The sequence below is a fragment of the Cryptosporangium minutisporangium genome (assembly GCF_039536245.1).
GTDB lineage: Bacteria > Actinomycetota > Actinomycetes > Mycobacteriales > Cryptosporangiaceae > Cryptosporangium > Cryptosporangium minutisporangium.
Map to the genome: position 1 here is coordinate 206,671 of NZ_BAAAYN010000011.1, position 24,442 is coordinate 231,112.

Sequence of the window (24,442 nt, forward strand, 5' to 3'; positions counted from 1 at the left end):
GCATGCGCGAATCAGCCAGCTGGCTGGCGCCGGGTCGGGTCAACCTGATCGGCGAGCACACCGACTACAACGACGGCTTCGTGCTGCCGCTGGCGATCGAGTTCGGCTGCAGAGCGACGGTGTCGCCCGGGCCGGACGGGCTGCTCCGGTTCGTCTCGGCGCAGGAGTCGGAGCCGGTCGAGGTGCCGGTCGAGGGCCTTGCCCCGGACGGTGTCCAGGGGTGGGCCGCCTACCCGGCCGGCGTCCTGTGGGCGCTCGGGGTTGACCTGCCCGGCCTGACGGTCACGGTCGACTCCGACGTCCCACTGGGTGCCGGGCTGTCCTCCTCCGCCGCGCTGACCTGCTCGGTCGCGGCGGCCGCGAACGACCTGCTGGAACTCGGGCTGTCCCCGCGCGAGCTGGTCGCGGTCGCCCGCAAGGCCGAGAACGGCTTCGTCGGCGCGCCGACCGGCGGCATGGACCAGCTGGCCTCCATGCTCGGCGAGGCCGGATCCGTGCTCTTCTGCGACATGCGCTCGCTCGACGTGCGGCCGGTCCGGTTCGCGCTGGACGACGCGGGACTCGCCCTGCTCGTGGTGGACTCGAACGCCCCCCACCGGCACGCCGACGGCGAGTACGCGGCTCGCCGAAAGGCCTGTGAGCAGGCGGCGTCGGTGCTCGGCGTCTCCGCCCTGCGGGACGTGACCCTCGACGGTCTGGACGAGGCGCTGGCGAAGCTGGCGCCCGAGCCGGACGGGGACGTCCTGGTGAAGCGGGCGCGGCACATCGTCACCGAGAACGCCCGGGTCACCGACGTCGTAGCGCGGCTGGACGCGGGGCAGATCCGCGAGATCGGGCCGCTGCTCACCGCCTCGCACGCGTCGATGCGCGAGGACTTCGAGATCACGGTGCCGGAGGTCGACGTCCTCGTCGAGGCGCTGCTGGCCGCAGGCGCCCACGGCGCCCGGATGACCGGCGGGGGCTTCGGTGGGTGCGTGATCGCGCTGGTCGACAACGACGCGGTGGCCGCCGCGGCGCGCGCCGCGGCGGACGCGGCGGCGGCACACGGCTTCGCCGCACCGCGGACCTTCGTCACCGCGCCCGCCGCCGGTGCGCACGCCGTGGACCCTTCCGGGGCCGAGCCACCCCGGCAGCCACCGGTCGACACGAACGCATCGGGGGCGCCCGATGCTGGCTAGTCAGCGGCAGGCGCGCATCGTCGAGGAGATCCGCCGCGGCGGCGGGGTGCGGGTCAGCGACCTCACCGAGCTGCTCGGTGTCTCCGACATGACGGTCCGGCGCGACCTGGAGGTGCTGGCCAAGGCCGGCGTGCTCCACAAAGTGCACGGCGGCGCGGTACTGGCCAACTCCCGGCGCACCGACGAGCCGGGGTTCGCGGTGAAGAGCGCACTGCAGCAGCCGGCGAAGGAGGCGATCGCCGCGCGCGCGGCCGAGCTGATCACGCCGGGCACCGCGATCGCGCTCTCCGCAGGCACCACCACGTGGACGCTGGCCCGGCACATCACCGCGATCCCGGAGCTGACCGTGGTGACGAACTCGACGACGGTCGCCGACATCCTGGAGGCCCAGGCGCCCCGGGCCGGCTTCACGGTCATCCTCACCGGTGGAGTACGGACGCCCAGCGCGGCGCTGGTGGGGCCGGTCGCCGACCAGTCGATCGCGTCGCTCCACGTCGACCAGCTGTTCCTCGGCATGCACGGCATGGACGCGGTGGCCGGGCTCACCACGCCCAACCTCGCCGAGGCCCAGACCAATCGAGCGCTGATCAACAGCGCGCGCGAGGTGGTCGTGCTCGCCGACTCCACCAAGTGGGGCATCGTCGGGCTCGCCGACTTCGGACCGCTCTCCACCGCCGACGTCCTCATCACCGACAGCGGCCTCCCCCCGGCCGCGCACGACATCCTGGCCGAGGCCGTCGGCGAGCTCATCGTCGTCGACGCCGCTGCCGACCACCCCGCCGTCCAGTAACCGTCGTCGAGGACCGCACATGAGCAACATCACCGAGATCAACCTCTCCGACGGACGGGAGCTGTTCTACTTCGACGACGCCCCCGGCACCGACCGATCCGCCGTCGACGAGCGCGGGCTGCCCGCGGTGACCAGCACCTCCGAGCGCCGGTGGGACGCGCTGGCCGGTGAGTGGGTGGTGATCGCCGGGCATCGGCAGAGCCGCACGTTCCTGCCGCCGACCGACCAGTGCCCGCTCTGCCCCACCCGCGACGGACACCAGACCGAGATCCCGGCGTCCGACTACGACGTCGTCGTGTTCGAGAACCGGTTCCCCTCGCTCTCCACCGCGGCGACCGGGGCGTCGTCGCTGACCGGTCGAGGGCTGTTCCACACCGAGCCGGGGCACGGGCGCTGCGAGGTCGTCTGCTTCACCAGCGACCACAACGGCTCGTTCTCCCAGTTGCCGGCGGCGCGGGTCCGCACGGTGCTCGACGCGCTCGCCGACCGGACCGCGGCGCTGGGCCGGATCGAGGGCGTCGAGTACGTGTTCTGCTTCGAGAACCGGGGCGAGGAGATCGGCGTCACGCTCTCCCACCCGCACGGGCAGATCTACGCGTACCCGTTCGTGCCGCCCCGGATGGAGCGCATCCGGCAGTCGCTGCGGGATTACCACGAGACCACCGGCGAGTGCCTGCAGTGCGCCCAGCTCGCCGCCGAGCACGCCGACGGTGCCCGGGTCGTGGAGAAGGGGACGCACTTCACCGCGTACGTGCCGTTCGCCGCGCGCTGGCCCTACGAGGTGATGATCGTCCCGCACCGGCACGTCCCGGACCTGCCCGCGCTGGACGAGGCGGAGCGGGCCGAGCTGGCCGAGCTCTACCCGGCCGTGCTGCGCCGGTTCGACGGCCTCTTCGATACGCCCGCGCCGTACATCGCGGGCTGGCAGCAGGCCCCCACCCGCCAAGACCGGGACCAGTGGCACCTGTCCCTGCAGGTGTTCTCGATCCGGCGCGCGCCGGGCAAGCTCAAGTACCTGGCGGGTTCGGAGTCCGGCGCCGCGGTGTGGATCAACGACATCGCGCCCGAGCGGGCCGCCGCGGCGCTGCGCGGCGAGGACCGGTAGCTCCCGGTCGGCAGGACGGTCGTACGGTCCGGTTAGCCTTCCGACCATGACCGTTCTGCCACTGACGCCGGATGAGCTGCTGACCACCACCCGCAGCGTCCGCAAGCGCCTCGACCTCACCCGGCCGGTGCCGATGGAGCTCGTCCGCGAGTGCCTGGAGATCGCTCTCCAGGCGCCGAGCGGCTCCAACCGCCAGGACTGGCACTGGGTCGTCGTCACCGAGCCCGGCAAGCGCAAGGCGATCGCCGACTACTACGCCGACTCCTGGGAGCGGTACATCGCGTCCGGCCATTCGGCGGGGGTGCTCTACGCCGACGATCCGGACCGGGCGGCGGTCCAGCGGCGGATCGGCGACTCCGGGCAGTACCTCGCCGACCACATGGCCGAGGTGCCGGTGCTGGTCCTGCCGTGCATCCGGGCCGGATCGCTCGGCGCGGGCAACCAGGCCGGGCTCTGGGGTTCGCTCCTGCCTGCCGCCTGGAGCTACATGCTCGCCGCGCGCGCCCGCGGCCTCGGCTCCGCGTGGACGACGCTGCACCTGCGGCACGAGGAGGCGATCTCCCAGCTGCTCGGCATCCCGGACGGGATCGCACAGGGCGCACTGATCCCCACCGCGTACTACACCGGCGAGACGTTCAAACCCGCTGCTCGGCAGCCCTTGGACGAGGTTCTGCACGTCGACGGCTGGTGACCGATCGCCCGCGATTCGTCAGAGCGCTGTCTAGACTCGCCGGAGAGGGAGAAGGAGCGCGACGATGGATCAAGCCTGGAAGCTGGAACGGCACTTCTGGGAGGAGTTGAGCGAAGGCCGAGCGGGAGGGTTCTACGCCCGCCACATGACCGCCGACGGCTACGTCGTGCTCCCCAACGGTGTCATGAACCGCGACGAGCTGATCGTCCGCTGGGAGCAGCACGAGCCGCTCACCTACGAGCTCTCCGAACCGCGTCTGCTTCTCGTCGACGGCGGGAGCGTGCTGATCCAGTACCACGCGTCCGCTGACGGCAGCTGGTTGTCGAACTACCGGGCCTGGATCACCTCGCTCTACACCTGGGAGGGTGCGGACTGGGCGCTGGTGTTCCGACAACACACCCCCGAGGGCCCGTTCGCGTTCTAAGCAGGCCCGGCGGGCGCCATCTCGGCGATCAGCGTCGACAGCACCCGCTGGGCGAGGTCGAGTTCGTCGGCGGCCTGCGCGAGCGCCGGGTCGTGGTCGGTCGTGGCCGACAGCCGTCCCAGGGTGGCCATCTCCTCGAGGCTCGCGCAGACGGCCGCCAGCGCCGCGGCCCCGATGTTGTCCGCGGAACCCTTGAGCTTGTGCGCTCGCTCGGCCACCGCCCGGGAGTCCCCGGCCCGCAGGGCGTCGCGGAGATCGGCCAGCGTCTCGGGGGCGGTCCGGACGAACGCGCTGACCATCTCGACGAGCAGCATCTTCTCGGCGTCGAGCGGGTCCGGCCCGGCGAACTCGGCGAACCGCTCCCGGATGCGCCGCTCCCGGTCGTCGGTCGCCCGCGGTCCGGGCTCCTCCCCGGCGTCCCCGGCCAAGGCCTCCACCCGGTCACGGGCGAGGTCGTCGAGCAGTCGTCGCAGGTCGTCGGCGCGCACCGGTTTCGGCAGGTAGTTGTCCATGCCGGCCGCGCGGCAGGCCGCTTTGTCCTCGACCAGCACGCTCGCGGTCATCGCGACGATGTGCGGCTGCTGGTCCGCGGGCAGCCCCGCGCGGATCCGGCGGGTCGCTTCCAACCCGTCCATCGTCGGCATCTGCACGTCCATCAGGACGACGTCGTACGGCGCGCGCTGCACGGCCTGCACGGCCTCGAGCCCGTCGGCGACGGTGTCCACCAGGTGCCCCTGCTTCGACAGCATCAGCTGCGCGACCTTCTGGTTCACCGGGTTGTCCTCGGCCAGCAGCACCCGTAGCGGCGTCGAGACCGGGCCGGCCGGTGCACCGACGTCCTCCCGGACCGGCTGAGCCCTGGCGAGGGTGCGAGCCAGCGTGGCGTGCAGCACCCCGCCCCGGGCCGGCTTCGTCAGCACCGCGTCGAACAGCCGTTGCTGGTCCGGGCCGGGCCGCCACGCGACGCTGGTCAGGAGGATCAGCGGCAGGCCGGCGGTCTCCTCCCCGGCGCGGAGTGCGGCGGCCAGCTGCGCCCCGTCCATCTCCGGCATGTGCATGTCCAGAACGGCCACGTCGAACTGGGCCGAGGCCCGGAGCAGCTCCAGCGCCTCGGCAGCCGAGCTGACGTCGCTGCAGCGCATCCCCCAGCCGGTCAGCTGCAGCCGCAGCACGCGCCGGTTCGTCGCGTTGTCGTCGACGATCAGCGCGTGGGCCCCGCTGAGCGCCGCATGGTCCGGTGGACGCAGCTCGGCGTCCGCGCAGCCGGTCAGCAGGGCGGTGAGCGTGAACGTCGAGCCGACACCCACCTCGCTCACCACGGCGATGTCGCCGCCCATCGCGTGCGCCAGCCGACGGCTGATCGCCAGCCCCAGCCCGGTCCCGCCGTAGACCCGGGTCGTGGACGAGTCGACCTGCGCGAACGACCGGAACACCCGGTCCATCCGGTCGGCCGGGATGCCGGGCCCGGTGTCCCGCACCTCGGCGGTCAGCTCGACCGGCCCGTCCGGCGATTCGTCCAGACGCCGGCCGCGGACGGCGAGGACGACCTCGCCCTGGGCGGTGAACTTCACCGCGTTGCTGAGCAGGTTCACCATGATCTGCCGCAGCCGGGTCACGTCGCCGCGCAGGATCGGCGGCGTACCCGCGTCCAGGCTGCCGACCAGCTCCAACCCTTTCCGCTCGGCGTCCAGGGCGACCAGCGCGAGCGCGCTGTCCATGCACTCACGCAGGTCGAAGGGGCCGTCGTCGAGCTCCAGCTCACCGGACTCGATCTTGGAGAAGTCCAGGATGTCGTTGATGATCCCGAGCAGCGCCTCACCGGAGTCCCGGACCGTCTTCACGAACTCCCGCTGCTCGTTGTCGAGGTCGGTATCCATCAGCAGCCCCGTCATGCCGATCACCGCGTTCATCGGTGTGCGGATCTCGTGGCTCATCGTGGCGAGGAACGCGGACTTGGCGGCGGCCGCGGCGACGGCCTCGTCCCGGGCCCGCGAGATCACCTCGATCGACGTGTTGACGGCCTGGCCCATCCGCTCCAGCTCCACCGGGCCGGACACCTCGGCCGGGCGGGACAGATCACCGGCAATGATCCGGTTCGCCGCGGCGGTCACCTCCGCGATCGGCCGGGTGACTCGTCTCGTCACCCACCACGCCCCGAGGCCGAACACCACGACCGCCGCCGTCGAGCCCCAGAGGATCAGCGCCCGGGTACGCAGCGCGCTCTGCTCGCTCGCCGCCTGACGCTCGTCCAGCAGCCGGAGCTCCTCGGCGCGCATCAGGTCCAAGCGGGCGAAGATCTGGATCATCGCGGCCGAGCCCTGGCCGGACACCGTGAAGCTCCGCGCCGCCTCGAATCCGCTGGTCCGGCGCAGCTCCACGATCTCGGCCATCACCGCGAGCTTGACCTGCACCGGAACGTCGAGCGCGTCGAGTGCCCGCTGCTGGCGCGGGTTCTCGGCGACGGCCGTGCGCAGGTCCGCCAGGTCGGTCGGGACCCGGCTGATCGCCTGCTGGTACGGGTAGAGGTAGCTCGCCCGGCCGGTGATCACGTACCCCCGGTGGCCGCGTTCGGCGTCCAGGAAGCGTTCGCGGACCGTCTCGATCCGGTGCAGCACGTCGTAGCTCTGGTCCACCGGCTCCCGGTCGCGGAGCAGCGTCCCGATGCGCACGGAGGCGCTCAGCCCGATGACCGCGAGCGCCACCATCGCGAGCACGAAGCCGAGCGCGAGCAGGCGGCCGACGGTCAGCCGGAGGCGGGGCACGGTGAACACGGAACGCCGGGGTTCGGACGGCGCTCCGCCCGGACCCGCGGTGGTCCACGCCGTCCCCGCGCCAGCCAGCGCTGCCCCCTCGTCCGATGAACGGCGTGCAGCCGCTCCCGAAGAGCACCCGAACGGCACTCGTCAGCCCATCGGCGAGGACCCCGCGTCCTGAAGCATTTCGGCGCTCCGTCCGAGCATTCCGCCGGAGGAGCGGCTCGGTGGCTCCCGGGCGCCGAGCAGTTCCTCCGGGAGGTGGTGGCCCGGGAACCGTCCCCGGTGAGTGCCACCGTCCTCGGCGCGACGCTCATCGACGCCGGCTGGCGGATCCGGAGCAGCCTCTCGTCCGAGCCGTCCACGCGTCGCGGCCTACCCCGGGCTGCTGCATTCCGTCGGCGCCGGAAGAACTCCGCCTAGTCGCCTCGATCCAGGAAGAAGTCGCGCGCCGAGGAGTAGAAAGGCCCGATGGGACTCCTCAAGAACCTGATGATCAAGCTGCACCGGCGCAGCGGCGACCGGTTCATGGGCATGGATCTGCTGTACCTGACGACGGTCGGTGCGAAGTCCGGAGAGAAGCGACAGTCTCCGGTGGCGCGCGTCGCCGACGGTGACGACGCCTGGCTGATCGCCGGCACGAACGGCGGGAAGTCGCAGCACCCCGCCTGGTACCACAACGTCAAAGCCCACCCCGACCAGGTCTGGTTCGAGTACGGCGGCCAGACCGTCCAGGCCCAGGTCGAGGAGCTGCACGGTCCCCGCAGGGACGAAGCGTGGCAGCAGATCCTCGTCGACCAACCACGCTTCGCCGACTACGCGCGCAAGACCGATCGGGTCATCCCGATCCTCCGGCTCACGCGGGCGGTCTAAGACACCTCGGCCGGCGGTCGGCTCGTCGCCAACACCTTGGCCTTCAGCGTCTGGAACTCGCTCTCGTTGATGGCGCCGGAGTCGAGCAGCGCCTTCGCCGAGGCGATCTCGTCCGCCGGGCTCGACGTGCCGCCGCTCGGCGCCGCCACCGACCTGATGTAGGCAGCCTGTTGCTTCTGCGCCTCGGCGCGGGCTGCGACTGCACGTTCGGTCATGCCGTTGCCACGGGCGATCATGTAGACCAGCATGCCGAGGATCGGGAGGATGATCAGGAAGAGCGCCCACGCCGTCTTGGCGAAGCCGCCGAGGTCCCGGCTGCGGAAGAGGTCGCCGAAGACCCAGAAGAGGCACATGAACCAGGCGAAGAAGATGAAGAACTCGAACATCGCCAGCAGGAACGAGCCGTTGTCATCGAACACGATGGACACCCTTCGGAATCGCCGCTGAACACGTCGGCGGCGCGTGGAGTCATCTCCTGTCTCCCAGTCCAGCGGATCCGGGTCGTCTCCGCCTCATCCGCTACGAGTGGTTCCGAGCTCGCGGTGCGGGGATCGAGGACGGCCACGACGGCCCGCGCAGGCAACGCGGCGACTCAGTGGCTTCCGGCGAAGCCCTGCTCCCGGGCGCGGGCAGCGGCGTCGCGGAGCGAGCCGCGGTACATCGGGCCGTGGCCCGGCAGCAGTATCTCGGCGTCGAGCGCTTCGAGCGTGTCCAGGGCCTCCAGCGTCTGCTGCTGATCGTGGTGGAACAGCGGGAGCAGCAGCTGCGGCCCCTCGAGCCGGGACGTCGGATGACCGGTCACCAGCGTGTCGCCGGTGACGATCACGCCCACGTCCGGCACCAGGTAGCACGTGTGGCCGGAGGTGTGGCCCGGCGTCGGCACCGGCACCGGACGGCCGGGCAGACCGAGGAGGCCGCCGGACGGGAACGGCATCGCGTCGGGGAGCGTGACGTGCTTGGTCCCACCGGCCCGCACCACGTGCATCGACCAGCCGAAAAACCCGTGGCGGTGCACGTTGCGCACGACGTCGAGCGGTGTGGCCTGCTCGCGGTACTCGCCGTGGACGTGCCGCACCTCGGTGGACGACAGGTACACCGGGATGTGGTTCGGCACTCCACCGAGCAGCGCGGGCAGCGAGCCGATGTGGTCGATGTGTCCGTGCGTGATCAGCACGGCGGCGATCTGATCGGGCCGGTAGCCGATCAGATCCAGCGACTGCCGGACGGCGTCGACGTCGCCGGGGTAGCCCGCGTCGATCAGCGTCACCGCGTCGCCGTCGGCGAGCACGACCCAGTTGACCGCATCACCCTCGACGAAATGCACGCCCTTCGCGACTTCGGTGACCGTCGGTGCACCCATGTCCGCTCCGATCCCAGAGCCCGGTTGGGCTTGCGACCGTAGCAGCAGCCTCACTCAGACCGGGATCGCGGCCCAGACCGTTTTGCCGTCGCGCTCCTCCGAGCAGCCCCAGCGGTCGGCGATCGCGCCGACCAGCCGGAGACCGCGCCCACGGGTGGCTTCTGGGTCGAGCGGCCGGACGACGATCGGTCGCCGGCTCGCGTCCTGCACCGAGACCTGCACGAACGAGTCACACAGCTTGATCGCCAGGCGGAACGGCGTCCGCGCGTGGTCGACGACGTTCGCGACCATCTCGTGCACCACCAGCAGAATGTCCTCGGCCGCGGTCCCGGCGATCCGCCACTGGGCGAGCAGCGCCCGGACGGAGCCGCGCACTTCGGCGGTCGCCGTGGCGGTCGGTTCGTGGGCCTCGTCCAGCTGCTGGGCCGTCGGCTCGCACTCGATACTCATCGGACGGACCACCTCCACCGCTCGCCTCTCTGTCCCCACCTACGACAGGAGTATCCGGTGCAGCTTCGCCGGAAACGAATCGGACCGTCCTATTTGCCGATCAGGCGCTCGGCGGTGTCGACGTCGGTGATCAGGACGTTAACCCAGTCGTTGAGCAACGCCGCCCGGATCGCGGACAGCTTCTGCTCTCCCCCGGCCACCGCGACCCGCCGCTCGATCGTCCGCAGGTCCGCGCTGGTGATGCCGACCACCCGCTGGTCGAGCCGCGACTTCACCGGGCGTCCGTGGTCGTCGAAGAACCGCAGGCACACGTCCCCCACGGCGCCGAGCGCCCGCAGCTCGTCCTGGTCGGCCGCGGCCACCGCGTTGCCCGACTGCAGCAGCAGCGGCGACGGCTCCAGACTGCCGATCCCGACGAGCGCGACGGTCAGTTCCTTCCACTGCGCCATCACCGCGGCGACCGCGTCGTCCTGGGTCAGCGCGCGCCGGATCGCGGGCGTCCCGACCAGGCCGGGCGACGGGACGAACACCGGCCGCGCGCCGGTCAGCTCGGCCAGGCGCCCGGTCAGCCGGGTGGCCTGTACCTGCGCTTCCGGGCTGCCGACCCCGCCGACGATCTGCACGACCCGGTCGGCGACCTGCGTGTGCTTCGGGTGCATGGCGTCGACCGCGGCGAGCAGCGTCTCGCTCCAGGACGAGATGCCGATGACGTCGCCGCCCTTGAGCGTCGCGTCCAGGTAGACGGCGGCGGCCGCACCGAGCGCGGGGATGACGTCCCCGTTCGAGCCGTCGGTGTCGACCACGACCGCGTCCCGCAGGCCGTAGCGCTGCTGCAGTTGCTCTTCCAGCTCGATGTGGACGCCCGGCGGCAGTACGACGACGGTGCGGACGATGCCGCGGGTGGCCGCCTCCTTGAGCAGCCGGGAGACGCGCGGCTGCGAGATGTTCAGCTGGGCGGCGATTTCGGGCTGGCGCATGCCCTGCTCGTGGTACATCCGGGCGACCTTGGCCAGCATCCGCAGCTGCTCGGCGCCCGCGGTGCGCACGCCGGTGACCGGCATCTGAGTCCCCCTCATATCTATTCAGCGCGAGTGTATCCATCGCCGCGGGCGGGGCCCCCCNCGCGGGGCCGCCCGAGTCTCAGGACTTCCGGGCGAAGACGCCGAACTGGTCCGCGTTCGCCTTGGTGACGATCTCGCAGTCGATCGACTGCTTCTCCGGCTGACCGGACTTGCCGTCCTTGATCGTCTTGTCGGCCTGCTCCACGGCCTGCTCCGCGGCGAGCGCCGCCGGCTGGAGAGCGGTCGCGAGCATCTCGCCGGCCTTGATCGCCGCGATCGCGTCCGGGCTGCCGTCGAAGCCGACCACCACGACCTTGTCGATCAGGCCTGCGCCCTTCAGCGCCGCGACCGCGCCCAGCGCCATCGTGTCGTTACCGGCGATCACACCCTGGATGTTCGGGTTGCGCTGGATGATCGTCTCCATCTTGGTGAACGCCTCCTGCTGGTCCCAGTTGGCGCTGACCTGGGCGACCCGCTTCATCGCCGGGTACTGCGAGATGACGTCGGCGTAGCCCTTCGACCGGACGCCCGCGTTGGTGTCGGACTCCTTGCCGGTCAGCTCGACGTAGTTGCCCTTGCTCTGCATGCCCTTGACGAACTCCTGCGCCGCCAGCTGCGCGCCCTGGGCGTTGTTCGAGACGATCTGCGCGGTGGCGACGCCGGTCTTGTTGATCTCCCGGTCGATCAGGAACACCGGGATTCCGGCGTCCTTGGCCTTGGTGACCGGGCCGATGGAGGCGTCGGCGCCGGCGTTGTCGAGGATGATCGCCTTCGCCTTGCGGGAGATCGCGGCGTCGATCAGCTCGCTCTGCTTGTTCGGGTCGTCGTCGTGGGAGGCGACCGAGGTCTCGTAGCCGAGCTCCTTGGCCTTCGCGGCGGCGGCGTCCGCCTCGGCCTTGAAGAACGGGTTGTCCGGGGACGGCGTGATGATCGCGATCAGACCACCGGCGTCGCTGCTCGCGTCGCCGCTGCTCGAGTCGCTGTCGTCGCCGCCGCACCCGGCGAGCGCGAACGCGCCGAGCGAGAGAGCGAGTCCGGCTGCGGCCAAACGGCGCAGTCTGAGGGACATGGGGATACCTCCGCAGTGAGGGTTGGGGGTTCGAACGGGTGGTCTGAGGGGGCCTCGCGGATCAGGAGGCCGGAGCCTTCGCGGCGGGCGCCGGGGCGGTCTCGGCTGCGGCCGCCGCCGCGGCGCCACGCTTCTGGAATCGCTGCTGGCCCTGGTCGAGGACGACGGCCAGCACGATCACCGCGCCCTTGATCAGGATCTGCCAGAACGTCGAGATGCCGAGGTTCACCAGGCCGTCGGCGAGGAAGCCGATGACGAACGCGCCGACCAGCGTCCCGCGCACGTTGCCGCGTCCGCCGGAGAGGGCCGCGCCGCCGATGACGACCGCGGCGATCGCGTTCAGCTCGAACGTCTCGCCGGCCTGCGGGGCGGCCGACGTGAGCTCGGACGCGATGATCAACCCGGAGAGCGCCGCGCACGCCCCGGAGATCATGTAGACGCGCGTCTTGACCCGGCGCACCGGCACGCCGGACAGCTCGGCCGCCCGCTCGTTGCCGCCGGTCGCGTAGAGCCACCGGCCGAACGGCGCTTTGCGGATCAGCACCGTGATCACGATCGCCAGCAGCGCCAGCAGGTAGATCGAGACCGGGATGCCGAGCAGCTTGCCGGTGCCGAGCCAGTCGAACCCGGTGTTACCGAGCTCCGGGTCGCCGCCGAGGTTCGGGTACGTCTCGCCGTCGGAGATCAGCAGCGCTGCGCCGCGGGCTACGTAGAGCATGCCGAGCGTCGCGATGAACGGTGCGACGTTGAATCGCGTCACCAGTACGCCGTTGATCGCACCGACCAGCGTTCCGACCGCGATCGCCACCAGGATCACGACCCACACCGGCGGGTAGGCGACGACGCCGAAGAGCGTCACGCCACCGAGCAGCTCGCCGGCCACCACGCCGGACAGGCCCACGATCGAGCCGACCGAGAGGTCGATACCGCCCTTCAAGATGACCAGCAGCATGCCGAGCGCCAGGATGCCGTTGATCGCGACGTGCTTCGTCATCGTGATCACGTTCGTCACGGTGAGGAACGTGTCCGACAGCAGGCTGAAGACGATGATCAGCACCGCGAGCGCGATGAACGCGCGCGCCTCGAACGCCACGTTGAGCAGGCGCAGGCGGTGGGCCTGTGCGGCGGCCGAGGCTGCCGCTTCGCGGCGTTCGCTGGTGGGAGGTGGAACCGTCGCGGTACTCATGACGCCTCTCCGGTCTTCGATGACGATGGGGCGGCGGACGTCGTGGGCAAGACGCCACCGGCGGCGCTCATCAGCTCTTCGCGGGTGAGCGCGCCGCGGCGGAACTCGCCGACGAACCGGCCCCGCGCCAGGACCAGCAGCCGGTCCGGGATGTGCAGGGCCTCCTCCGCCTCGGAGGTGGTGAACAGCACGGCGAGGCCGCGCTGGGCCTGCTCGGCCATGAGCGCGAACACGTCGGCCTTCGCGCCGACGTCGACGCCGCGGCTGGGTTCGTCGAGCAGCAGCACCCTCGGGTCGGTGAGCAGCGCCTTGCCGATGACGACCTTCTGCTGGTTGCCGCCGGACAGCGCGCCGATCGGCGAGCGCGGGCTGCTCGTCTTCACCGTGACGTCGGTGATCGTGCGGGTGACCGCGGTGTCCTCGCGTTCCCGGGAGAGGAACAGCCGCTTGACGAACGCGAGCAGGCCGGCGAGCGAGAGGTTCTCCCCCACGGTCATCGTCTGGACGAGCCCGTCGCGCTGGCGGTCCTCCGGCACGAGCATCACGCCGCGGGCGATCCGATCCCGGATGCTCTGGTGGCCGGTGAGGGGTTCGCCGGCCAGCTCCACCGAGCCGGACTGGATCGGGATCCGACCGGCGAGCGCTTCGAGCAGCTCGGTGCGCCCGGCCCCCATCAGCCCGTAGAGCCCGACGATCTCACCGGCCCTGACCCGCAGCGAGATGCCATCGAGCGCGAGCCGGTCGTTGTTCGCCGGGTCCGGCACGACCAGGTCGGAGACCGTGAGCAGCTCGTCGCCGAGCACCGTGTCGCGGTCCGGGAAGAGCGACTCGGAGTCCCGGCCGACCATCTGCCGCACGATCCAGCCCAGGTCGACGTCGTCCGCCTCGGCCGTGGCCACCAGCGCGCCGTCCCGCAGCACGACGACGTCGTCGGCGATCTCCAGCGCCTCGTCGAGGTGGTGGGAGATGTAGACGACCGCGACGCCGTCGGCGGTCAGCTCCCGGATCATCCGGAACAGGACCTCGACCTCGGGCTCGGAGAGCGCGGACGTCGGCTCGTCCATGATCAGCACCCGGGCGTCCTGCAGCAGTGCGCGGGCGATCTCGACCAGCTGCTGCTGCCCCAGCCGCAGCTCACCGACGAGCGTCCGGGGGTCGATCTCCTCCTCCAGGCGGCGCAGGATGCCCGCGGCGAGCGTCCGCTCCTCCTTGCGGTCGACCGCGCCCGCGGCGGTCACGCGCTCCCGCCCGAGGAACAGGTTGTCCTCGATGGACAGGTTCGCGCAGAGGCTCAGCTCCTGGTGGATGATGACGATCCCGGTGTCGGCCGCGGCTCGGGCCGAGGTGAAGACGACCGGTTCGCCGTCGACCGCGATGTGGCCGGTGGTCGGCGTCTCGATGCCGGCCAGGATCTTCATCAGCGTCGACTTGCCCGCCCCGTTCTCGCCGAACAGTGCGGTCACCCGCCCGGCGCGGGCGGCGAAGTCGACGCCCTTGAGCGCGTGCGTCCCGCCGAAGACCTTGGTGATCGCCGACCCGGTCAGCACCGGCGCGCTCACGGCGTGACCTCGAACTTCACCGGGGTCAGCGTGACCACTTCCGGGGTGAGGAAGGTGAAGGCACCGACGACCGAGATCTTCTTGCCGGTAAGGGTCGCCGGCGTGGTGCCGGCCAGAACCTGCGTCCGCACCTCGTTGTTCAGCGCGGTACCGGCGTCGGCGTACTGGACCTGGTTGAGGAAGTCGCCGAACTTGATCGTCCCGGTCGCGTCCCGCAGCGACGTGCCGGTGATCGCCGGGCCGACCTGGACCCAGACCTGGGTGCCCGGCGGCAGGCCCTCGACGGTGAGCGAGAGCAGGCTGCCGTTCAGCTCGCCGCCGGTGCCCTCGGCGCTGGCCGGGAAGCTGTACGGGCTGCTGCCCTCGCGCTTTCCGTACTTCGCGCCGGCGGCGTCCGCGTCGGCCCGGAGCGCGGGAACCAGCTCGGTGAGCGGCACCGCGTTCTCCTCGATCAGCGGCGCGACCTTGCCGAACGTCTCCTTGCCGTAGGCGGCGGGGTCGAACTGCTGCTCGGCCGCGGCCTTCGTCGCCGGAGCGTCGGCCGAGCGCCACTCGGTGGCCAGGCCCATCGCGGCGAGCACGGCGACGACCACCGCGGCCTGGACGAGCCGCACCCTGCGGGTCGGCCGGGTGCGGACCGCACGGCCGCCCGACGCCCGGGTGTGTGCCGAGGCCCGCGGCGGGGGCGCCACGGCGTCCGGGGCGGGTGCCTGCTCCGACGCGGGGGCCGGCGCCTCGGCGTGTGACTCGGTCGGCGATGACTGCGTCACGGAAGCCTCCTCGAGGCGGGTTGCGGGGTGTCGGCCGGGAAGTCGGCCAGCGGCTGGGCACGCGCCCTGGCGAGCGCCGCGTGCCAGCCGGCCTGCGCGGCCCGACGCTGCTCGGATGAGGTCGTGGGGCGGAACGCGGTGCTGTTCCGCGGACGGGCTGCCAGCTCGTCGACGCTCCAGAGCCCGGCGCCGACTCCGGCGAGCCGCGCGGCGCCGAGCGCGGACAGGTCGGCTTCGTCCGCCCGGTGGACCGCCCGCCCGGACAGATCGGCTTGGGCCTGCATGACCGTGGCGCTGCGGGACAGCCCGCCGTCGGCGAGCAGCGTCCCGATCGGGCCGCTGACCGCCTCGACGGCCGCGACGACGTCCTCGACCTGGAAGGCGACCGACTCGACCGCGGCCCGGGCCAGCGCCGGACGCCCGGTGCCGAGGGTCAGGCCGCTGACGGTGGCCACCGCGTCGGCGTCCCACCAGGGCGCGCCGAGCCCGCCGAACGCCGGGACGAACGCGACCCCGTCGGACGAGGACCCCGCGGCCGCCAGCAACTCGGTCGTCGACGTCTCGAACAGGTCGGCGAGCCAGGTGAGCGTCCGCCCCGAGGACCGGATGTTGCCCTCCAGCGCGAGCGTCGGCGCCTGGCCCCCGTGCTGCCAGCCGACCGTCAGGCACAGGCCGTGCTCCATCTCGGAGTGCCCGTCGACCACGGCCATCACCGAGGATCCGGTGCCGTAGGTGGCTTTCACGACGCCCGGACGCCAGCCGGCGTGGGCGAACAGCGCGGCGTGCGAGTCGCCGAGCACCGCCCGGACCGGCACACCGTCCGGCAACGGCGCGAGGCCGCACGCGGCCGGGAACGGACCGTCGGAGGGCGTGACCTCGCCCAGCACGGCGGCCGGCACCCCGAAGAGCTCCAGCAACCGGTCGTCCCAGGCCCCGGTCCGGACGTCGAGCAGCTGGGTGCGCGACGCGTTGCCGATCTCGGTCCGGTGTTCCGGCGAGAAGCGGCTGAGCAGCCAGGAGTCGACCGTCCCGAGGCACAACTCCCCCGTCCGGCTGCGCCGCCGGTCCGGGTCGTACGTGTCGAGCAGCCACTGCGCCTTGAGCGCGGAGAACATCGGGTCCAGCGGTAAGCCGCTGACGGCGGCGACCAGCGGCCCGGCGCCCTGGGCCAGTAGCTCGGCGCATCGGTCCGCGGTGCGCCGGTCCTGCCAGCCGAGCAGTGGGCCGACCGGATCGCCGGTCACCCGGTCCCAGAGCACGAGCGACTCGCGCTGGGTACTGAGACCCACCGCGACGACGCGCCCGGCGTCCTCGCCCGGAACACAGTTCGCGACCGCGAGGCGCACGCTCTCCCAGACCTCGGCCGGGTCCTGCTCGACCCAGCCGGGGCGCGGATGCGCCGTGGCGAGCGGCGCGGACGCCGAGCCGACGACGGCGCCGGAGACATCGACCAGGAGCGCCTTGGTGGCGCTGGTGCCCTGGTCGATCGCGAGGATCAGGGGATCAGGAGTGGAGGCCATGGCCGAGCAGCTCTCTGGCGGCGGCGACGATGCCGTCGGTGGTCAGCCCGAAGTGCTCGAGCAGGAACTCGGCGCTCCCGGTCGGCGCGAACACGCCGGGGACACCCAGGATGCGCATCCGCACCGGGCTCTCCGCGACGACCAGCGACGCGACCGCGGCACCGAGCCCGCCGCTGACCGTCGCCTCCTCCGCGGTGACGATGCCGCGGGTCTCCCGGGCGGCGGCGAGCACCACGTCGACGTCGAGCGGGTCGACGAACGGCATGTTGATCACGCGCACGCCGATGCCCTCGGCGCGCAGCCGCTCGGCGGCGGCCAGCGCCCGGGAGACCAGTGTGCCGACCGCGATCACCGTGACGTCGTCGCCGTCGGTGAGCGTGTTGGCGATGCCCGGTCCGAACGGGGCGTCCGGTGGCGTCACGGCGGGGACCTTGAACCGGGGTATGCGGAGGTACGACGGGCCGGGGTTGGCCGCGGCCCAGCGCACGGCCGCGCGGGTCTGCTCGGGATCGGCCGGGACGACGACCGGCAGGTCCGCGACCGCCCGCATCCAGGACAGGTCCTCGATCGAGTGGTGCGTCGGCCCCAGCTCGCCGTAGGCCATGCCCGGGCTCTGCCCGCAGAGGACGACGTGCGTGTTGCTGTAGGCGGCGTCGGCCTTGATCTGCTCCAGCGCACGCCCGGTGAGGAACGGTGCCGCGGCCGAGACGAACGGGATCTTGCCGCCGTTGGCCAGACCGGCGCCGACGCCGACCAGGTCCTGCTCGGCGATGCCGACGTTGATCAGCCGGTGCGGGAAGCGCTCGCGGAAACCGACGAGGTTGCTGGAGCCCACCGAGTCGTTGCAGACCGCGACGATGCGCTCGTCGGCCTCGGCGAGCCGGATCAGCTCGTCGGCGAAGGCCTGGCGGCAGTCGTACGTGGTGGCGTCGGTGACGATGCTCATCGGAGTTCCTCCAGGGCCGCGCGGACCTGCTCCGGCGACGGCACCTTGTGATGCCACTCGACCCGGTCCTCCATGAACGAGACGCCCTTGCCCTTGATCGTGTGGGCGACGATCGCGACCGGCTTGCCGGTGGTCGACGGCTCCAGCGCCTGCAGCAGCGCGGCGTGGTCGTGCCCGTCGACCTCCCGCAGCTCCCACCCGAAGCTGCGCCACTTGTCACCGAACGGCTCGAGCGACTTCGTGTCCTCGGTGCGGGCGCCCTGCTGGAGGCGGTTGCGGTCGACGATCGCGGTGAGGTTGGCCAGCTCGTAGTGGCTGGCGGTCATCGCCGCCTCCCAGTTGCTGCCCTCCTGCATCTCACCGTCGCCGAGGACGACGACCGTGCGCCAGGACGCGCCGTCGAGCTTCGCGGCGAGGGCGGCGCCGGTGGCGACCGGGAAGCCGTGCCCGAGCGGGCCGCTGTTCGTCTCCACGCCCGGCACCTTCACCCGGTTGGGGTGGCCGTTGAGCGCGGAGAGCGGCGCCATGAACGTCGCCAGCTCGCTGCGCGGGAAGAAGCCGCAGTAGGCGAGCGTCGAGTAGAGGGACGCCGCGCAGTGCCCCTTGGACAGCACGAACCGGTCGCGGTCCTCCCGGAGCGGGCGCGTGGGGTCCAGGTTCAGCACGCCGGCGAAGCAGGTCACCAGGATGTCGGTGACCGAGAAGTCGCCGCCGATGTGTCCAAGCTTGGCGGTCGCGATCATCTCGACCACACTCCGACGCACGGCGAGCGAGATCTTCTGCAGCTCGGCCACCTTCTCCTGGACCGTCGCGTCGGCGAGCCGCACACGAAGGTCCCGGTACTCCGCTGCCAGCGGCGGGTCAGCCACTAACATGGTGAATATCTATTCCGGTTCGAATGTGCATACCGATAGCCTGAGGCGAGACTCGGCGATTCGTCAAGCATCTCTTCACCACAGGCCACCGTTGACAGGAAATCTGCCGGAAACTACGTTGACCGAAACTCCCATTCGGCTATGAATGGATATTCAGATGGAGCCGTTATTCGGTGCCGGCATTTGGCACTTCGGGCAGTACGTCGACCGTTACGCCACGGACGGATATGGTCCCCCGGTCACCACGCTGGAGGCGATCGACCGGGCCGGCCAGGTGGGCTCGCTCTCAGTCGTCGACCTGACGTACCCGTTCAACCCCGTCGACCTGCCGGTCCCCGACGTCGCGGACGCGTTGAAGCGCAACAATCTGCGCGCGATCGCGATCACGCCGGAGATCTACACCCGGAAGTTCGTGAAGGGGGCGTTCACCAACCCGGACGCCGCCGTGCGGCGGGAAGCGATCGAGCTGATCTCCGCGGGTGCCGAGGTGGCGCGGGAACTGGGCTGCGACTACGTCAAGCTCTGGCCGGGGCAGGACGGGTGGGACTATCCGTTCCAGGCGGACTACGCGGAGCTGTGGAAGCTGTCGCTGGACGGGGTCCGGGAGCTGGCCACGAACTTCCCGGACCTCAAGTTCGCGATCGAGTACAAGCCGCGCGAGCCGCGGAACCGGATGGTGTTCTCCGGGGTCGCGCGGACGCTGCTCGGCATCGAGGAGATCGGGCTGCCGAACGTCGGCATCCTGCTCGACTTCGGCCACTCGCTCTACGGCGGGGAGTCACCGGCGGACGCCGCCCGGCTCGCGATCTCCCGCGGCCGACTGTTCGCGATCGACGTCAACGACAACTTCCGCGGCTGGGACGACGACATGGTCGTCGGGTCGGTGCACCTCACCGAGACGTTCGAGTTCTTCTGGACGCTGCGCGACTGCGGGTGGGACGGCGTCTGGCAGCTCGACCAGTTCCCGTTCCGCGAGGACCAGGTGGAGGCGGCGCGGGACGGCATCGAGGTGATGCGCGCGATCCACCGTGCGCTGGACCTGGTCGATCGGGACGCGCTCCGCGCCGCACAGAGCGCCCAGGACGCGCTCGCCGCACAGAAGATCGTCCGCAAGGCGCTCCTCAGCACCCTCCCGTAGTGGGCGGGTGGGGCCGTGCACAGTTTTCTCCCCTATCCGGGCGAAGAGTGTGCACGGTCCCGGGCGATCAGGGCGGTCAGCGCGTACTGGAAAGCGAGTTCGCTCGCGCCGATCAACGACGCGTCGCGGCCCAGGGCCGGCGTCAGTAGGGCGGCGGCGCCGCGCGCTTCGGCCATCGCCCTCCGCGCCACCTCACGCTCGATTCGCTCCCGCTCGATCCGGAGGATCTCGGCCAGCGTGTCCCCGACGACGATCGCCTCCGGGTTGAACACGTTGATCAGGATCGCGAGGGTGCGGCCGAGGCCGGTCGCCACGGTCGCCACCGCACCGGCCGCCGGCTGCCTGCCCGCCTCGGCGTCGGCGAGCACGGCGGCGACCGCGGCAGGGCCGAACGCGTCGGCTTCGATCCCCGCCTCCGCCAGCAGCGCGTGCTCGCCGATATAGGTCTCGACGCAGCCGTTGCTCCCGCAGTGGCACTCCGGTCCGTCCGGGCTCAGCATGATGTGGCCGATCTCGCCGGCGTACCCCCCGGCTCCGTACACCTCGGCGCCGTCCACGATCACTCCGCCGCCGACGCCGACCGAGCCGACGATGTAGACGACGTCGCGCAGCTGCCGCGCGGCACCGCGCTGGTGCTCGGCGAGCGCGCCGAGGTTGGCGTTGTTCCCGATCCGCACGTCCAGGCCGTCCCCGAGCCGCGACCGCAGCTTCGCCCCGAGCGGCACGTTCCGCCAGCGGAGGTTCGGCGCATGGACCACCAGCCCGTCCGCGCGCTGGATCGTGCCGGGAACACTCACCCCGACGCCGACCAGCGTTGCGCTCGCCGGCATCTGCGCGGCCAGCCGGGCGGCGTCCCGCGCGATCTGGGCGACGACCGCGGCCGGGCTCGGCTCGGCGACGACCGTCTCGTGCCGAACGTGGACCCGGCCGCCCAGCCCCACTGCCGCCGAGACGATGCGCTCCACCTCGACCTCGACGGCCAGCACGTACGGCCCGTCCGACCGGGGCGCCACGACGTGCGACGGGCGCCCGGCCTTCTCGCCGCCACCCGGCACGCGCTCGTCCACCATGCCCCGCCGCACCAGGTCACCGACCAGGTCACCGATCGTGCTGCGGTTGAGCCCGAGCGACGCGGTGAGCTCCGCCCTGGTCAACGCACCGCGTCGATGGACCTGCTGCAGTACCTGGCTGAGATTGTGTCGCCGGATCTCGTCCGGACGCACAACCGTGGAGCGGGGCACCGTGGGGTCAGTCCTCCGCAGGACGCCTGCGGGAGAGCGCGTCGGCGCCGGCGGCCACCAGCAGCACCAGGCCGGTCACGAGGAAGACGTACGCCGAGCTGATGTTCGGGATCAGGTTCAACCCGTTCGGAATCATCGCGATGACGATCGCGCCGATGATCGCGTCACGGATCTTCCCTCGTCCGCCGAACAGTGAGGTGCCGCCGATCACGGCGGCTCCCACAGCGTAGAGGACGTCCGTATTCTTCCCGAAGTCGGACGGGACGCCACCCAGGTACGACGCGCCGATGATCCCGGCCAGCCCCGCCATGCCCGAGCAGATGATGAAGCAGGACATCCGCACCCGAGCGACGTCGATACCGGCCCGGCGGGCGGCCGCCCTGCTACCGCCGACCGCGTAGATGAAGCGCCCGTACTGGGTCCTGGCCAGGATCAGCGTCCAGAAGACGAACACGACCGCGACCAGCAGCACCGACCACGGCACGCCCTGGATCTTCGCGAATACCGTGCGCGAGCGGTCCTGGTTGAGCACGAAGACGGCCAGCCCGGTCACCGCGGTGAGCGCGCCCGCCCGGACCAACACCAGAGCCAGCGGTTCGGCCGACAGCCCGGCCCGGCGCCGGGTGATCGCGCGGCGTGCGGTGGTGCCGAGGTACGCCACCATCGCGAGCGCCCACACCACCCACGCGAACACCACTGGCATGTAGCCGTTCTCGATGTTGTTGACCAGGTCGTAGTTGCGGGTCGGGATCGCCGCACCGGTGCCGATGAACGTCAGCAGCGCGCCCTGCCAGGCGAGGAACAGGGCCAGCGTCACGATGAACGACGGGATGCCGATCCGGGCCACCAGGAACCCGATCAGGGTGCCGATCGACGTGCCCACCGCCACCGACAGGAACATCGCCAGCAGCTGGGTCGACCCCAGCTGCGCCACGGCGACGACGATCCCGAGCGCGATGATCACGGCCGGGATCCACAGCCGGGACAGCGCGGCCAGCACCACGGTGGCGGCCATGATCAGCATCAGCACGACGAACACGCCGGTACCGAGCGCCAGCCGGAGGTCGCCGTCCTGGTTGAGCGCCAGCGCCATTCCCGCGGCGCACACCCCACCCGCGGTTCCTGCCGACAGGTCGATCTCCCCGATCAGCAGCACGAACACCATGCCCATGCCGAGGACCGAGATCTGCGCCGCCTGCTGCAGCAGGTTCGCGAAGTTGCCCTTGCTGAGGAAGACGTCGCTGGTGTTGGCGAAGATCACGACGAGGAGGGCCGCGCCGAGCACGGCCGGGAGCGCGCCGCTCTCGCCGCCCCGCACCCGGGCGACGTAGGCGCGGAACGCCTCGAGGAGGGTGCGGGGGCCGACGTCCGCGGCGAAGGCTTGGGCGTCGGCGTCCGGAAGCTCGCGAAGCGCGGGCGTGGTGTCGGTCATGGGAAGCCTCACAGGTTCGCGTCGGCCGTGGCGCGGGAGAGTCCGAGGTCGCCGGACCGGCCGGTGGTGATCAGCTCGACGACCTGGCCCACCGAGGTGTCCGCCGCTCGCACCTCGGCCGCGATCCGGCCCAGGTAGAGCGCGTCGATCCGGTCGGCGACCTCGATGACGTCGTTCATGTTGTGCGAGATCAGGACGACGCCGAGGCCGCGGTCCGCCAGGCGCCGCACCAGGTCGAGGACCTGTCGCGTCTGCGCGACGCCGAGCGCGGCCGTCGGCTCGTCGAGGATGACGATCCGGGAGTTCCAGAGCACGGCCTTGGCGATCGCCACCGTCTGCCGCTGCCCGCCGGAGAGGCTGCTCACCGGCTGGCGCACGGACTTCACCGTGCGGACCGACAGGCTGGCCAGCACCCGCCTGGCCTGGGCTTCCATCGCGCCCTCGTCGAGCGTCCGGAGGCGGGTCTTGGACTCGCGTCCGAGGAACATGTTCTGGACGATGTCGAGGTTGTCGGCGAGCGCCAGATCCTGGTAGACGATCTCGATGCCGAGCGCGGCGGCGTCCCGCGGACTGCTCAGCGTCACCGGGTTGCCCTCGAACCGGAACTCACCGGAGTCGACGTGGTGGATGCCCGCGATGCACTTGATGATCGTCGACTTGCCAGCCCCGTTGTCGCCGACGAGGGCGGTCACCTCGCCGGCGTGTACCGAGAGGTCGATGTCGTGCAGGACTTGGACCGGGCCGAAGCTCTTGTTGACCTTGCGTAACTCGAGAATGGGGGTGTCGGCCACGAGACCTCCTTCGGGCGGGACGACTGGGCGCACCGGTGGGTGGGTCCTCCACCCACCGGTGCGAGGGGGTCAGACGACGCCGGCCTCGGTGCAGAGCGCGGCGTACTTGCCGGTGCACAGCTGGGCCTTGGTGACGAAGCCGTCGGCGACGACGTCCTTCACCGTCTCCTTGGTGATCGGCTTCGGGGTGAGCAGCAGCGACGGGACGTCCCGCTTGCCCTGGTCGTCGCGGACGGTGCCGGTGGTCTCCGCCTTCTCGTTCTTCAGCAGCGCGACCGCGAGCTTGACGAGCCCCTCGGCCTCTTCCTTGATCGGCTTGTAGACGGTCATGCACTGGTCACCGGCGAGGATGTTCTGCAGGCCGCCGACCGAGGCGTCCTGACCGGTGACCGGCACCCGGAGGCCGTTCTTCTTCAACACGGTGATCGCCGAGTTGCCGAGCGTGTCGTTGGCGGCGAGGACGCCGTCCACTTTGCCGCCCGCGGCGGTGAGCAGCTGCTCGAAGATCGTGACCGCCTTGGCGGCCTCCCAGTCCGGCACGCTCTGGTCGCCGACCTTCTTCCAGCCCTCCTTGTACTTCGGGTCCAGCACCGAGTCGTAGCCCTGCTTGAACAGCGTCGCGTTGTTGTCCGTCGGAGAGCCGTTCAGCTCGATGACCGACGGGTTGGTCTTCTTCGCCGCGGTCAGGCAGTCCACCAAGCCTTGGCCCTGGAGCTCGCCGACCTTCACGTTGTCGAACGAGACGTAGTAGTCGGCGGAGCCGCCGAGCGTCAGCCGGTCGTAGTCGATCGTCTTCACACCGGCGGCCTTGGCCTTGCTCTCGACCTGGGCGCCGGTCGCGGAGTCGAGGTTGACGATCGCCAGGATCGACACCCCGTCCTGGATCATCCCGTCCGCGATCGAGACGAACTTGCTCTTGTCGCCGAGCGCGTTCTGGATGTCGGCCTCGACCCCCGCCTCCTCGAACGCCTTGGTCAATAAGGGTTTGTCGAAGCTTTCCCAGCGGGTCGAGGACTGGGTGTCCGGAAGGATCACCCCGACCTTGCCCTTGACCGCCGAGTCGGTGTCGGCCGAGTCCGACGACGAGTCGTCGCTGCCGCATGCCGCGAGGACGAGCGCAGTGACGGCACCGAGGGCGACCATTCCGAGCCCACGCATACGCATAGCTCTCCCGCCTTCCCCCTAGAAGGGACTGACGCCGGCCACCGACGCCAGACTTTGTTGTGGCCG

Annotated in this window: 23 protein-coding genes; 7 read left to right on the top strand and 16 right to left on the bottom strand. The window is 71.2% G+C overall.

Going from position 1 to position 24,442, the window contains the following annotated elements:
* Positions 1 to 2: 2 nt before the first annotated feature.
* The 5 genes from galK to ABEB28_RS09215 all read left to right on the top strand — a co-directional run bounded on the left by galK (position 3) and on the right by ABEB28_RS09215 (position 4,188).
* Positions 3 to 1,178 (top strand): galactokinase, encoded by a 1,176-nt coding sequence (gene galK / locus ABEB28_RS09195; RefSeq protein ID WP_345727557.1) that lies wholly within the window; start codon positions 3 to 5, stop codon positions 1,176 to 1,178.
* Positions 1,168 to 1,968 (top strand): DeoR/GlpR family DNA-binding transcription regulator, encoded by an 801-nt coding sequence (locus ABEB28_RS09200; RefSeq protein WP_345727558.1) that lies wholly within the window; start codon positions 1,168 to 1,170, stop codon positions 1,966 to 1,968. Before galK ends, ABEB28_RS09200 begins: the two co-directional genes overlap by 11 nt.
* A gap of 19 nt (positions 1,969 to 1,987) precedes the next feature.
* Positions 1,988 to 3,073, top strand: a complete 1,086-nt coding sequence (gene galT, locus ABEB28_RS09205; RefSeq protein WP_345727559.1) for a galactose-1-phosphate uridylyltransferase — start codon at positions 1,988 to 1,990, stop codon at positions 3,071 to 3,073.
* Between the two features lie 46 nt (positions 3,074 to 3,119).
* Positions 3,120 to 3,764, top strand: coding sequence for a nitroreductase family protein (locus ABEB28_RS09210; protein ID WP_345727560.1), 645 nt, complete (start codon positions 3,120 to 3,122; stop codon positions 3,762 to 3,764).
* 64 nt (positions 3,765 to 3,828) lie between these two features.
* Entirely contained in the window at positions 3,829 to 4,188 is a 360-nt protein-coding gene (locus ABEB28_RS09215) for a hypothetical protein (protein ID WP_345727561.1), read from the top strand.
* Here the strand turns inward: ABEB28_RS09215 and ABEB28_RS09220 are convergent.
* On the bottom strand, positions 4,185 to 6,950 hold the full coding sequence (locus ABEB28_RS09220) for a hybrid sensor histidine kinase/response regulator (protein ID WP_345727562.1): 2,766 nt from the start codon (positions 6,948 to 6,950) through the stop codon (positions 4,185 to 4,187). The genes ABEB28_RS09215 and ABEB28_RS09220 overlap by 4 nt on opposite strands.
* A 462-nt stretch (positions 6,951 to 7,412) precedes the next feature.
* On the opposite strand from ABEB28_RS09220, the gene ABEB28_RS09225 reads away from it, so the two are divergent.
* A complete protein-coding gene (locus tag ABEB28_RS09225; protein WP_345727563.1) occupies positions 7,413 to 7,814 on the top strand; it encodes a nitroreductase/quinone reductase family protein in 402 nt (133 codons plus the stop codon).
* Here ABEB28_RS09225 and ABEB28_RS09230 read toward each other — a convergent pair.
* From ABEB28_RS09230 to ABEB28_RS09280, 11 genes are all read right to left on the bottom strand, one after another.
* A complete protein-coding gene (locus tag ABEB28_RS09230; RefSeq protein ID WP_345727564.1) occupies positions 7,811 to 8,233 on the bottom strand; it encodes an SHOCT domain-containing protein in 423 nt (140 codons plus the stop codon). The genes ABEB28_RS09225 and ABEB28_RS09230 overlap by 4 nt on opposite strands.
* 173 nt (positions 8,234 to 8,406) lie before the next feature.
* Positions 8,407 to 9,174: an MBL fold metallo-hydrolase gene (locus tag ABEB28_RS09235; protein WP_345727565.1), complete on the bottom strand. Its 768-nt coding sequence runs from the start codon at positions 9,172 to 9,174 to the stop codon at positions 8,407 to 8,409.
* Between the two features lie 54 nt (positions 9,175 to 9,228).
* A complete protein-coding gene (locus ABEB28_RS09240) occupies positions 9,229 to 9,624 on the bottom strand; it encodes an ATP-binding protein (RefSeq protein ID WP_345727566.1) in 396 nt (131 codons plus the stop codon).
* An 89-nt stretch (positions 9,625 to 9,713) separates the two neighbouring features.
* On the bottom strand, positions 9,714 to 10,700 hold the full coding sequence (locus ABEB28_RS09245; RefSeq protein WP_345727567.1) for a sugar-binding transcriptional regulator: 987 nt from the start codon (positions 10,698 to 10,700) through the stop codon (positions 9,714 to 9,716).
* A 64-nt stretch (positions 10,701 to 10,764) separates the two neighbouring features.
* Positions 10,765 to 11,754, bottom strand: a complete 990-nt coding sequence (locus tag ABEB28_RS09250; RefSeq protein WP_345727568.1) for a D-ribose ABC transporter substrate-binding protein — start codon at positions 11,752 to 11,754, stop codon at positions 10,765 to 10,767.
* Between the two features lie 61 nt (positions 11,755 to 11,815).
* Positions 11,816 to 12,940: an ABC transporter permease gene (locus tag ABEB28_RS09255; RefSeq protein ID WP_345727569.1), complete on the bottom strand. Its 1,125-nt coding sequence runs from the start codon at positions 12,938 to 12,940 to the stop codon at positions 11,816 to 11,818.
* Positions 12,937 to 14,499 carry a sugar ABC transporter ATP-binding protein gene (locus ABEB28_RS09260; RefSeq protein WP_345727570.1) on the bottom strand — a complete coding sequence of 521 codons (1,563 nt, stop codon included), beginning with the start codon at positions 14,497 to 14,499 and terminating at the stop codon, positions 12,937 to 12,939. The genes ABEB28_RS09255 and ABEB28_RS09260 overlap by 4 nt, the downstream gene beginning before the upstream one ends.
* Positions 14,496 to 15,269 carry a DUF2291 family protein gene (locus ABEB28_RS09265; protein WP_345727571.1) on the bottom strand — a complete coding sequence of 258 codons (774 nt, stop codon included), beginning with the start codon at positions 15,267 to 15,269 and terminating at the stop codon, positions 14,496 to 14,498. The genes ABEB28_RS09260 and ABEB28_RS09265 overlap by 4 nt, the downstream gene beginning before the upstream one ends.
* Positions 15,266 to 16,789 (bottom strand): FGGY family carbohydrate kinase, encoded by a 1,524-nt coding sequence (locus ABEB28_RS09270; protein ID WP_345727572.1) that lies wholly within the window; start codon positions 16,787 to 16,789, stop codon positions 15,266 to 15,268. Before ABEB28_RS09270 ends, ABEB28_RS09265 begins: the two co-directional genes overlap by 4 nt.
* Positions 16,773 to 17,735: a transketolase family protein gene (locus tag ABEB28_RS09275; protein WP_345727573.1), complete on the bottom strand. Its 963-nt coding sequence runs from the start codon at positions 17,733 to 17,735 to the stop codon at positions 16,773 to 16,775. Before ABEB28_RS09275 ends, ABEB28_RS09270 begins: the two co-directional genes overlap by 17 nt.
* A complete protein-coding gene (locus ABEB28_RS09280; RefSeq protein ID WP_345727574.1) occupies positions 17,732 to 18,610 on the bottom strand; it encodes a transketolase in 879 nt (292 codons plus the stop codon). Before ABEB28_RS09280 ends, ABEB28_RS09275 begins: the two co-directional genes overlap by 4 nt.
* A 157-nt stretch (positions 18,611 to 18,767) precedes the next feature.
* Here ABEB28_RS09280 and ABEB28_RS09285 point away from each other — a divergent pair, with 157 nt between their 5' ends.
* Complete coding sequence (locus ABEB28_RS09285) at positions 18,768 to 19,748, top strand: TIM barrel protein (protein ID WP_345727575.1); 981 nt, start codon at positions 18,768 to 18,770, stop codon at positions 19,746 to 19,748.
* Positions 19,749 to 19,780: 32 nt separating this feature from the next.
* Here ABEB28_RS09285 and ABEB28_RS09290 read toward each other — a convergent pair whose 3' ends face one another.
* The 4 genes from ABEB28_RS09290 to ABEB28_RS09305 form a co-directional block, all read right to left on the bottom strand.
* Positions 19,781 to 20,989 carry an ROK family protein gene (locus ABEB28_RS09290; RefSeq protein ID WP_345727576.1) on the bottom strand — a complete coding sequence of 403 codons (1,209 nt, stop codon included), beginning with the start codon at positions 20,987 to 20,989 and terminating at the stop codon, positions 19,781 to 19,783.
* Positions 20,990 to 20,996: 7 nt separating this feature from the next.
* Positions 20,997 to 22,421, bottom strand: a complete 1,425-nt coding sequence (locus ABEB28_RS09295; protein ID WP_345727577.1) for a sugar ABC transporter permease — start codon at positions 22,419 to 22,421, stop codon at positions 20,997 to 20,999.
* 8 nt (positions 22,422 to 22,429) lie between these two features.
* Positions 22,430 to 23,212, bottom strand: coding sequence for an ATP-binding cassette domain-containing protein (locus tag ABEB28_RS09300; protein ID WP_345727578.1), 783 nt, complete (start codon positions 23,210 to 23,212; stop codon positions 22,430 to 22,432).
* A 69-nt stretch (positions 23,213 to 23,281) separates the two neighbouring features.
* Positions 23,282 to 24,376, bottom strand: a complete 1,095-nt coding sequence (locus ABEB28_RS09305) for a sugar ABC transporter substrate-binding protein (RefSeq protein WP_376981542.1) — start codon at positions 24,374 to 24,376, stop codon at positions 23,282 to 23,284.
* Between the last annotated feature and the right edge of the window lie 66 nt (positions 24,377 to 24,442).

Excerpts from the sequence above, each read along its gene's own strand:
- ABEB28_RS09245 (WP_345727567.1), bottom strand. The coding sequence starts at position 10,700 with ATGAGGGGGACTCAGATGCCGGTCACCGGCGTGCGCACCGCGGGCGCC.
- ABEB28_RS09280 (WP_345727574.1), bottom strand. The coding sequence starts at position 18,610 with ATGTTAGTGGCTGACCCGCCGCTGGCAGCGGAGTACCGGGACCTTCGT.
- ABEB28_RS09285 (WP_345727575.1), top strand. The coding sequence starts at position 18,768 with ATGGAGCCGTTATTCGGTGCCGGCATTTGGCACTTCGGGCAGTACGTC.
- ABEB28_RS09295 (WP_345727577.1), bottom strand. The coding sequence starts at position 22,421 with ATGACCGACACCACGCCCGCGCTTCGCGAGCTTCCGGACGCCGACGCC.
- ABEB28_RS09240 (WP_345727566.1), bottom strand. The coding sequence starts at position 9,624 with ATGAGTATCGAGTGCGAGCCGACGGCCCAGCAGCTGGACGAGGCCCAC.
- ABEB28_RS09235 (WP_345727565.1), bottom strand. The coding sequence starts at position 9,174 with ATGGGTGCACCGACGGTCACCGAAGTCGCGAAGGGCGTGCATTTCGTC.
- galK (WP_345727557.1), top strand. The coding sequence starts at position 3 with ATGCGCGAATCAGCCAGCTGGCTGGCGCCGGGTCGGGTCAACCTGATC.
- ABEB28_RS09255 (WP_345727569.1), bottom strand. The coding sequence starts at position 12,940 with ATGAGTACCGCGACGGTTCCACCTCCCACCAGCGAACGCCGCGAAGCG.
- ABEB28_RS09215 (WP_345727561.1), top strand. The coding sequence starts at position 3,829 with ATGGATCAAGCCTGGAAGCTGGAACGGCACTTCTGGGAGGAGTTGAGC.
- ABEB28_RS09250 (WP_345727568.1), bottom strand. The coding sequence starts at position 11,754 with ATGTCCCTCAGACTGCGCCGTTTGGCCGCAGCCGGACTCGCTCTCTCG.
- galT (WP_345727559.1), top strand. The coding sequence starts at position 1,988 with ATGAGCAACATCACCGAGATCAACCTCTCCGACGGACGGGAGCTGTTC.
- ABEB28_RS09225 (WP_345727563.1), top strand. The coding sequence starts at position 7,413 with ATGGGACTCCTCAAGAACCTGATGATCAAGCTGCACCGGCGCAGCGGC.
- ABEB28_RS09305 (WP_376981542.1), bottom strand. The coding sequence starts at position 24,376 with ATGCGTATGCGTGGGCTCGGAATGGTCGCCCTCGGTGCCGTCACTGCG.
- ABEB28_RS09210 (WP_345727560.1), top strand. The coding sequence starts at position 3,120 with ATGACCGTTCTGCCACTGACGCCGGATGAGCTGCTGACCACCACCCGC.
- ABEB28_RS09275 (WP_345727573.1), bottom strand. The coding sequence starts at position 17,735 with ATGAGCATCGTCACCGACGCCACCACGTACGACTGCCGCCAGGCCTTC.
- ABEB28_RS09270 (WP_345727572.1), bottom strand. The coding sequence starts at position 16,789 with ATGGCCTCCACTCCTGATCCCCTGATCCTCGCGATCGACCAGGGCACC.
- ABEB28_RS09200 (WP_345727558.1), top strand. The coding sequence starts at position 1,168 with ATGCTGGCTAGTCAGCGGCAGGCGCGCATCGTCGAGGAGATCCGCCGC.